Consider the following 9,667-nt stretch of genomic DNA (forward strand, 5'->3'; position numbering starts at 1 on the left):
AAAAACATTTTAAAAATATAAATGTTAGGTGGTCGGTTGAAACCGACCCTACGGTGTGAAAAAATATACTATTTTTTATTATATATAAAATTTTCACTTCTTAATTTGCTTGATTATTCAAATTATTTTACTATAATAGCACTATATTAGACATCTTGCAAAACTTATTTGGAATCGGAGACTTCAGTCCCGAATATGACGAGGCTAAAGCCATCGGCTCCTAGTTTTGCAAGAAGTCTATCAAAATTATTACACGGAGTAAATATGCATGAACAGTTACATTTAACCACAGAGTGGGTAGGGATACTCTCCCTAATCGTATTCGTTGTCGGATACTACTTTATTGCCACAGAAGACACCTATCATATAAACAAAGCAAAACCAGCACTTTTCACAGGTACGGGTATCTTTATGCTTATTGGTATCTATGTCGCTATGAGTGGCAGTGAGAGTATGGGACACCAGCTACATGAGGGAATCAACCATCTTATTATAGAGATTGCAGGAATCTTCTTCTTCCTCTTTGTCGCCATGACCTATATCGAGGCGATGATAGACAGAGGAGTCTTCTCTGCCTTGCGTTTCAAATTGGTCTCTAGTGGATATGACTATAAGAAACTATTTTGGGTAACAGGTATCTTGGCATTCTTTATCTCGCCAATTGCCGATAACCTTACTACTGCTCTTATCCTCTCAACGGTATTGATTACCATTGATAAAGACAACAGAGCATTTATCGTCCCAGCTGCGGTCAATATTGTTGTTGCTGCCAATGCAGGTGGTGCATGGTCTCCATTTGGAGATATTACCACACTTATGGTATGGGTTGATGGAAAAGGTGCTTTTACTGATTTCTTATGGCTTTTTCCTGCTTCTATTATTGGTTGGAGTGTTACTGCGTTTTTCCTTGTTAAATTCATTCCAGAGGGAAAACCACCATTTGCAGAGGGTGAGAAAAAAATAGAGATAGCAGAGGGTGGCAAAGTGATTATGGGTCTATTTGGTCTTACTATCTTCCTAGCCGTTATGTCTCACAACGCACTACATCTTCCAGCTATGTGGGGTATGATGTTTGGTTTGGCTATACTCAAACTCTATGTCTATATTATGAACAGAGAGAATCGACTCAACCCGTTAGAGGAGACAAAACCTATTAATGCCTTCTCATGGATTGCCAAAATCGAGAACGATACACTGCTCTTCTTCTTTGGTATCTTAGCAGCTGTTGGTGGTCTTCACTTCTTAGGTTTCTTGGAGTACTTTACTGCTCTCTATACACAGTTTGGAGCAACAGCGGTCAATATCGGTGTAGGTTTCCTTTCAGCCGTGATAGACAATGTCCCTGTGATGTCAGCCGTACTTAAATCAAGCCCAGACATGGGTATAGATGCTCACTCACAGTGGATGCTTGTTACATTGACAGCAGGTGTTGGTGGGTCTATGATCTCATTTGGTAGTGCTGCAGGTGTTGGTGTTATGGGTAAACTTCATGGTATCTATACATTTAGCTCTCATATGAAATTGGCTTGGACAGTACTTATTGGGTATATTGTCTCGGTCATTGTTTGGTACATTCAGTTTCAGATTTTAGGGTTTGGAGCATAACCTCATCATGGGTACTCCTACCCATGATAAAATCATTAGACCTCTTTCAAAACTAGGAACCGATGGCTTCAGCCTCGCTAATTCATTGGCATTGGGCTGAAGCCTCCGATTCCAAGAAGTTTTGCAAAATATCTATCTAACTTTTAATCACAGCTTTAGTTAAATAGCACTACAATTCCATCACATTTTAACTATTTGGAGCAGAGATGCACTCGCTAGACTTAACAACCACATGGGTTGGAATAACCTCACTAATTGTTTTTATTATCGGTTACTACTTTATTGCTACAGAAGACAAATACAGAATTAACAAAACAAAACCAGCACTTATGATGGGTACAGCAATATTGATGCTTACAGGTATCTACTACTCTATCAATGGATTAGATACAAACTATCTGCATCATGAAGTTGAGATTTTGATTATTGAGATAGCAGGAATATTCTTTTTTCTTTTTGTTGCTATGACCTATATCGAAGCGATGCTTGATAGGCAGGTCTTTAGAACCTTGCGTTATAAGCTTGTCTCAAAGGGTTATGATTATAAAAAACTTTTTTGGGTTACAGGGGTTTTGGCTTTTTTTATGTCACCAATCGCGGACAACTTAACAACAGCACTAATTTTATCAACGGTACTAATTACTATTGATAGGGAGAATAGAAGCTTTATTATCCCCTCTGCTATCAATATTGTAGTAGCTGCCAATGCAGGTGGTGCTTGGAGTCCATTTGGAGATATTACTACCTTGATGGTTTGGGTTGAGGGGAGAGGCTCTTTTGTTGATTTTTTATATCTTTTTCCTGCCTCTTTTGTGGGATGGTTGGTTACGGCGACTCTTTTAGCTCGTTTTATACCAGAGGGTAAACCACCATCTGTAGAGAATGAGGAGAAGATGGAGATTCTGGAGGGTGGGAAAGTTATTATGGGACTGTTTGTACTCACCATTGCATCAGCAGTACTATTTCATCAGCTACTCCATCTCCCTGCGATGTTGGGGATGATGTTTGGTCTAGCGATACTTGAACTCTATACCTATAGTCTCAATAGACGAAACTGTATTAGTGATATAGAGGAGAGTCCTAGACGGGTTAATGTATTTGCATTTATTGCCAAAATAGAGAATGATACACTACTGTTTTTCTTTGGTATATTAGCCGCGGTTGGGGGACTTCATATTTTAGGTTTCTTAAACTATTTTACCGCACTCTATACCCAGTTTGGGGCTACGACTGTCAATATTGGGGTAGGTTTCTTATCTGCGATTATTGACAATGTTCCTGTGATGTCTGCGGTACTTAAATCAAGCCCAGATATGGGAGTTGATTCTCACTCTCAATGGATGCTCGTAACACTAACAGCAGGTGTTGGTGGAAGTCTCATCTCATTTGGAAGTGCCGCAGGTGTAGGTGTTATGGGTAAACTTCATGGTATCTATACCTTTACTTCACATATGAAACTGGCTTGGACTATACTTATTGGTTATATTGTTTCAGTTATCATTTGGTATATTCAGTTTCAGGTTTTGGGGATTGGGGCGTAATTTAAACCTTACAATCAAGAGAAGATTTTGTATCTTCTCTACCTCAAAAATTTCATCAAGCCCATCTAAAAGTGTATCATCTTCATTACTCTCTGAATAAATAAGAGAATTATTTCGTTTCAAAAATTCTTTATAGGTTATTTCATTCAAATTATTTTCTAGCATATTTATCTCCTCTTGGATTCAGATTATAAAGAAGATAAACTTAATTATTACTGTTAAAAAAATCATTAGATATAAGATATAACCAATAATATTGTATACTTCCATCAAATTTAACCTTAGGATATAAGTATATGAAACAAGTACCAATTCTAGTCCTAGACTTCGGTTCACAATACACACAACTAATAGCAAGAAAATTACGAGAGAGTGGGGTTTACTGTGAAGTGGTTCCCTATAGAGAAGATATAGCTGATATTAAAGCACGAAAACCACAAGGGATTATCTTATCAGGGGGTCCTGCCTCTGTCTATGCAGAGGATGCTTATAAGCCTAGTGAAGAGCTTTGGGATTTGGGACTGCCTATTATGGGTATCTGTTATGGTATGCAGTTGATTACACAGCATTTTGGTGGAGAGGTGATACCTGCTAATCATCATGAGTATGGTAAGGCACAGTTGACACTTAAAGATTCTAAGATTTTTGAGGGAATGACAAATAATGAAGTGGTTTGGATGAGTCATGGAGACAAAGCCGAGAGACTTCCTGACAGTTTTGAGGTGATTGGAACAAGTGAAAACTCTCCTTATGCAGCGATTGCAAATGAAGAGAAAAATATATATGCTTTTCAGTTTCACCCAGAGGTTCACCATACGGTAGAGGGAACAAAACTGCTTAAAAATTTTGCCAAATATATCTGTGGATGTGATAGCACTTGGAATATGGGTGGTTTTGCCAAAGAGAAGATAGCAGGGATTAAAGCACAAGTTGGAGATAAAAAGGTTCTCTGTGGGGTATCTGGTGGTGTTGATAGCTCTGTTGTAGCTGCGATGTTGCATGAAGCGTTACCAAATGAGCAACTTATCTGTGTATTTGTTGACCAAGGTCTGTTGCGAAAAGATGAAGCACAGCAGGTTCAAGATATGTTTAAGCTTTTGGATATTCCTCTAATTACTATTGATGCAAAAAAAGAGTTTATGGAAGCGTTATCAGGTGTGACTGACCCAGAGACCAAAAGAAAAGCTATTGGTGAGAAATTTATTGAGGTTTTTGATAAAGAGGCTAAAAAACATACTGATGTTGCTTTTCTTGCACAAGGAACACTCTATACGGATGTTATCGAATCAGTATCAGTAAAAGGACCTTCAAAAACTATCAAATCACACCACAATGTAGGTGGACTTCCTGACTGGATGACATTTGAACTGGTTGAGCCTTTGAGAGAGATTTTCAAAGATGAGGTGAGAAAGCTTGGATTGGAACTTGGGCTTCCAAAGCAGATGATAGGTAGACACCCTTTCCCTGGACCGGGTCTTGCCATTCGTGTGATGGGTGTCGTAAACGAAGAAGCTTTAAGATTGCTTAGAGAATCAGATGCTATAATGCAAGAGGAGCTAAAAGCAACTGGATATTATGATAAGGTATGGCAAGCTTTTACTGTACTTTTAAATGTTCAATCAGTTGGCGTGATGGGTGATAATCGTACTTATGATAATACAGTATGTATCCGTATGGTAGAGTCTGTTGATGGTATGACCGCTACATTTGCACATATTCCTCATGATATTTTGGAGGGGATGAGTCGAAGAATAATTAATGAGATTGATGGGATAAACAGAGTTGTTTATGACATATCATCTAAACCACCTGCTACAATTGAGTGGGAGTAGGATATTGCCAAACCAGGAACCGATGGCTTTAGCCTCGTCATATTCGGGACTAAAGTCTCCGATTCCAAAAAATTCCAATAGATATAATATAGAAAGGAGAAAAAATGTTACAAAGAGGTCTAATAACAATTTTATTATTATCAGGAGTAGTGTACTCTATGGGAAATCCACCACCCAATTATGATAGTCAGTATGATGAGGTGATAGAGGAGGCAGTCTCTGCTGATATTGAAGCTATTGAAGCGAATAGATTAGCCAAACAAGAGATGCTTTTATCCGCTCTAAAACTTAAAAGTTTAGTTTTTCAAGAGAAGTTCATTACTCGAAGTGATGGCAAAAAAGTAAAAAAGAATATACCTGTGGAGCAAGTAGTTAGAGGAACAAATGTTGTCTATATCAATATAATAAAAAATCCTAATGGGGAAAAGCAAACTAATATATTAGTAAAAAACCCTATTCCTGATGGCACAGAATATATAAAGGATTCAGCTACTTGTAATGGAAAATGTACTATAAGCTACTCCACAGATGAAGGAGAGACACTTAACCCTTCAGATAAAAGTGGAGCTTCATATATAGAGTTTCATTTTCCTCAAATAGAATCTAATACAGAAGTTCGTATGGGGTTTAGAGCTACAGTAAAATAATAATCATAAAATAACAGAAGATTTAGGGGGTCTTTATGGAACATATACTAATTATACTAATCGTAACAATAGCTATCTCAACAGTTATTAATGTTTTTTTAAAAAAATTTGATATACCAACAGTCATTGGTTATATAGCTACAGGGCTTATAACTATGCAACTGTTTAGTTTTGGTGAACACTCCCAAGAGACCTTGGCTCATCTAGCAGAGTTTGGAATTGTATTTCTGATGTTTACCATTGGATTGGAGTTCTCTATGGGGCATATGAAATCCATGAAAAAAGAGGTTTTTGTCTATGGAGCTTTGCAGGTCATGCTCTCTGGAGTCCTCTTTACTTTTTTGGCAAACTCATTGTTTGGATTAGAGACAAAAAGTGCAATTGTGATAGGTTTTGCACTGGCACTCTCCTCTACAGCCATTGTTATCAAGGTCTTGACAGAGAAAAATGAGACACACTCTGGTTATGGTCGGATTGCTGTTGGAATACTTATTTTTCAAGATTTGGCTGTGATTCCTATGCTCTTGATGATTTCTATTTTTACTTCAGAAAACAGCTCTATCTCTGAACTTCTATTGGATACATTGATAAGTGCTATTGTTGTTTTTTTTATTCTATTTATCGTTGGTAAATATTTTATTGAGAGATTTTTTGACTGGGTTATCTCTTCAAAATCAGAAGAGATATTTTTGGTTGCTGTTATTTTGGTGGTTATTACTGCTTCTGTCGTTGCTGAACTTTTTGGTTTCTCCTACACATTGGGTGCATTTATCGCAGGAATGACTATCGCAGAGACCAAATTTCGCTATCGTATAGAGGCTGATTTGGTTCCATTTCGTGATATTCTCTTGGGTATATTTTTTGTAACCATTGGGATGCAGATAGAGTTGGGTATTGTTGTTGAGTATGGTTTTGTCATATTGGGTCTACTGTTTCTCATTATGCTTATCAAGGCACTCATTATCTTTGGTATTTTGCAGTTTTTTATTCAAAAGCGAACTGCTATCAAGAGTGCCATGACTCTGATGCAGGTAGGTGAGTTTGCTCTAGTTATTTTTGCTCTAGCATTTAGCAATGGGCTTATCTCTTCTGATGTTAACCAAATTATGATTATGACAGTGGTTCTCTCAATGGTTCTTACACCATTTGTTCTGAATAATATCAAACTGTTGTCAGATAATTTTTTTACAGAGCCAACACAACTGCGAGAGAGAGCTATTGTTTCAACAGGTTATCAAAATCACATTATTATCTGTGGATATGGTCCACTAGGGCAGAGCGTGGTAAAAAAATTTAAAGAGAAAAATCTGCTCTATCTAATCCTAGAACATGATATAAAAGTAGTTGATAAAGCCATTGAGGGTGGAGAGAAGTCCATTTTTTTTGCAAATGCTGCCCAAAAGGGTGTCCTTGAACACTTCTCTATCAAAAAATCTTTGGCAATTATCGTTGCTATAGAAAATGAGCATCAACTACGCCTTATCTGTGAAAATATAGACTCTTTTGATGCAGATATAAATTCTGTAGTCAAAGTCAAGAACAGTTCAGAAGAGGAGATTATTCGTAATTTGAATGTCAAACATATTATCAACAGCCGTGATACTATTTCGGAGATATTGGTAAAAAGCGTTTTGGAGTGCAAAATCTAACACTTATGTTATAATAGGCATGTAGTTTAGATAAATAGGAGATTTTTTGTATAAGAGGTTTACATATACGATATTGGCTGTATCATTTTTAGTTGTATGGATTTGGGCAGCGATAGAGCCTTTACATTTTGATGATTGGCTCTTGGAAAATATCTTAGTATTCATCACTCTACCTATTATCTTCTTTACACACAAGCGGTTTGAGTTCTCTATCTTGTCGTATCTTTTAATAACTCTATTTATGATGCTACATGTGATAGGTTCTCACTACACTTACGCAGAAGTCCCTTGGGGGGTGACTCTGGGTGAGTTGCTTGGAGCTGATAGAAATATGTATGATAGATTGGTTCATCTACTTTTTGGAGTACTTCTTGTATATCCTATTCGAGAAATTTTTATCCGTACTGTTAAGATTTCAGGCTTTTGGGCATATTTCGTTCCATTTATGATTGTCTCTGCTTTGTCTGGTATCTATGAGGTGATAGAGTGGGGTGCCGCTGAGGTGGTTGACCCTGAAGCAGGGATTGCTTTTTTAGGTTCCCAAGGAGATATTTGGGATGCTCAAAAAGATATGCTTTTGGCTAAGGTTGGGGCGTTGTGGACTCTAGGGGTTGTTTGGGTTTTTCGTAGGGTGCATTTCAATGCACCATTATAAATTTAAAGACGGTGCATTAAAATGACACCCTACATCTCTCTATATCCTGCTCTATCGCTACCCTCAAAGCATCCAACCCATCAAACTTCTGATTATCCCGAATAAAAGCAATAAACTCTAACTCTATATTGCCTTCAACTACCCCTATATCTCTATCCAAAACATGTGTCTCCACAGCAAAAGAACCATCTGTAGTAACACGATGCCCAAAAAAGCTAACACTAGTTAGCCAAGAATCATTAATTAGTGTTCTAGTAGCATAAACCCCCTCTTTTGGAAGTAGATAGTTCTGAATTTTTAGATTCAGAGTAGGAACAAGCTCTTTTTTACCTAATCCTTGACCTGATACCACTTCACCATCTATACGATAATTGTGTCCTAGTAGCTCATTAGCTAACCGAATCTCTCCATTTTTGATAAACTCTTTGATAGAGCGAGAGTGTACAGATACACCGTTGTGCTTGACCTCATCTATCACTAAAACATTACCATCAAAAAGTTCTTGAAGCAATATTGTATCTCCCTCTTTTTTGTACCCAAAACCAAAATCATAACCTACTACAATAGTCTCTAGCTTTGGGAAATCCTCTGATAATCTATCTACAAAAGCTCTAGCAGAGAGAGATTTTACCTTATCTAAATGATAAAAAAAAGAGGGTTTATTTATATAATTCAATCGCTTATATCCAGCTGTCATAACCGAACGATTTCTCTCTATAATCACTACTGCTTCTGCCTCTTTTATCAAAGCTTGATGTCCAAGGTGAACACCATCAAATGAGCCTATTGCTATTGATTTTATACTGTTAGTTAGTTTCATTATTTCCTAAAATGATACATATATTCGATATTGCCAGATTTCCCAGCAAGTTTTGAGAGCGTACTATAACATAACTCCCAGCCCAATTCACTTGTTTTATTCTCAAATGTTGTGATTGAATCTTTTATAGCTTTTTCATTAATCACAACCCCACGACTATCTCTCTTAACACCTCTACCCACTTCAAATTGTGGCTTAAAAAGTAAAATCATATCTCTACTGCTCAGACGGTCAATATCATCTATAATATGCAAAACCGATATAAAAGAGACATCACAAGTAACTATATCAAACATCTTATCTGCTCTAAACTCTCGAATATCGGTCTCTTCAAAAATCTCTACTTTTGGGTTATCTCTTAATGAGTGATGTAACTGATTTGAACCTACATCTACAGCAGTTACAGATTTAACTCCATTTTCAAGCAATATCTGCACAAATCCACCAGTAGATGAACCTATATCCAAAGCTCTTTTATCTTTTAAATCTATTGGATACTCTTCTAAAAATAGCTCTAGTTTTTTGGATGCACGGCTAACATAAAATTTTTCGGTGTCTATATATATATTTGAGTTCTCATCGCATTTTGTTGAGGGTTTTGCTACTTTACCGTCTATGAAGATTTTTCCTCTTTTTATTGCGTCTATGGCTCGGTTTCGGCTTTCGAAAAGGTTGTTTTCTACTAGGTATTTGTCAAGGCGTTGCATTTTTATCCTCTACAGTCCAAGGTAAAGATTTTGGTAAGTTATTTTTGGATACTACTCTTACTTTAGATGAAAAATTATTTCTTCTATCTATACTATCAAAAATATCTGCTAAATTCCAAACCTCTATTTCAAATTTATCATTGTTATCAGGAAGTTCAATATGTAATATAAACTCTATATTGTTTTTTGATAATATCTCTTTTGCAATATT

Annotated in this window: 9 protein-coding genes; 6 read left to right on the forward strand and 3 right to left on the reverse strand. The window is 36.8% G+C overall.

The annotated features are described in order from the left end of the window. The first annotated feature begins 264 nt into the window (after positions 1-264). The 6 genes from nhaD (GSY74_RS06660) to GSY74_RS06685 all read left to right on the forward strand — a co-directional run bounded on the left by nhaD (GSY74_RS06660) (position 265) and on the right by GSY74_RS06685 (position 7,929). Positions 265-1,605, forward strand: a complete 1,341-nt coding sequence (gene nhaD, locus GSY74_RS06660; RefSeq protein ID WP_164664324.1) for a sodium:proton antiporter NhaD — start codon at positions 265-267, stop codon at positions 1,603-1,605. Positions 1,606-1,811: 206 nt separating this feature from the next. Next, a complete protein-coding gene (gene nhaD / locus GSY74_RS06665; protein ID WP_164664325.1) occupies positions 1,812-3,146 on the forward strand; it encodes a sodium:proton antiporter NhaD in 1,335 nt (444 codons plus the stop codon). A 296-nt stretch (positions 3,147-3,442) separates the two neighbouring features. After that, positions 3,443-4,978 (forward strand): glutamine-hydrolyzing GMP synthase, encoded by a 1,536-nt coding sequence (gene guaA, locus GSY74_RS06670; protein ID WP_164664326.1) that lies wholly within the window; start codon positions 3,443-3,445, stop codon positions 4,976-4,978. Positions 4,979-5,082: 104 nt separating this feature from the next. Beyond that, positions 5,083-5,625 (forward strand): hypothetical protein, encoded by a 543-nt coding sequence (locus GSY74_RS06675; protein ID WP_164664327.1) that lies wholly within the window; start codon positions 5,083-5,085, stop codon positions 5,623-5,625. A 35-nt stretch (positions 5,626-5,660) separates the two neighbouring features. Next, a complete protein-coding gene (locus GSY74_RS06680; protein ID WP_164664328.1) occupies positions 5,661-7,274 on the forward strand; it encodes a cation:proton antiporter in 1,614 nt (537 codons plus the stop codon). 46 nt (positions 7,275-7,320) lie between these two features. Next, the gene (locus GSY74_RS06685; protein WP_223157493.1) at positions 7,321-7,929 is read left to right on the forward strand and encodes a DUF2238 domain-containing protein; all 609 of its coding nucleotides are present in this window, start codon (positions 7,321-7,323) and stop codon (positions 7,927-7,929) included. A 16-nt stretch (positions 7,930-7,945) separates the two neighbouring features. Here the strand turns inward: GSY74_RS06685 and GSY74_RS06690 are convergent, their stop codons facing one another. From GSY74_RS06690 to GSY74_RS06700, 3 genes are all read right to left on the reverse strand, one after another. Continuing rightward, a complete protein-coding gene (locus GSY74_RS06690; protein ID WP_164664329.1) occupies positions 7,946-8,749 on the reverse strand; it encodes a bifunctional riboflavin kinase/FAD synthetase in 804 nt (267 codons plus the stop codon). Further along, entirely contained in the window at positions 8,749-9,456 is a 708-nt protein-coding gene (locus GSY74_RS06695; protein ID WP_164664330.1) for a TlyA family RNA methyltransferase, read from the reverse strand. Before GSY74_RS06695 ends, GSY74_RS06690 begins: the two co-directional genes overlap by 1 nt. Beyond that, a partial coding sequence (locus tag GSY74_RS06700; RefSeq protein ID WP_164664331.1) for a hypothetical protein occupies positions 9,443-9,667 on the reverse strand: 225 nt, incomplete at its 5' end. The genes GSY74_RS06700 and GSY74_RS06695, both read right to left, overlap by 14 nt.

Source organism: Sulfurovum sp. bin170 (genome assembly GCF_010892395.1).
GTDB lineage: Bacteria > Campylobacterota > Campylobacteria > Campylobacterales > Sulfurovaceae > UBA1140.

Excerpts from the sequence above, each read along its gene's own strand:
- nhaD (WP_164664324.1), top strand. The coding sequence starts at position 265 with ATGCATGAACAGTTACATTTAACCACAGAGTGGGTAGGGATACTCTCC.
- GSY74_RS06690 (WP_164664329.1), bottom strand. The coding sequence starts at position 8,749 with ATGAAACTAACTAACAGTATAAAATCAATAGCAATAGGCTCATTTGAT.
- GSY74_RS06675 (WP_164664327.1), top strand. The coding sequence starts at position 5,083 with ATGTTACAAAGAGGTCTAATAACAATTTTATTATTATCAGGAGTAGTG.
- GSY74_RS06695 (WP_164664330.1), bottom strand. The coding sequence starts at position 9,456 with ATGCAACGCCTTGACAAATACCTAGTAGAAAACAACCTTTTCGAAAGC.
- guaA (WP_164664326.1), top strand. The coding sequence starts at position 3,443 with ATGAAACAAGTACCAATTCTAGTCCTAGACTTCGGTTCACAATACACA.
- GSY74_RS06680 (WP_164664328.1), top strand. The coding sequence starts at position 5,661 with ATGGAACATATACTAATTATACTAATCGTAACAATAGCTATCTCAACA.
- nhaD (WP_164664325.1), top strand. The coding sequence starts at position 1,812 with ATGCACTCGCTAGACTTAACAACCACATGGGTTGGAATAACCTCACTA.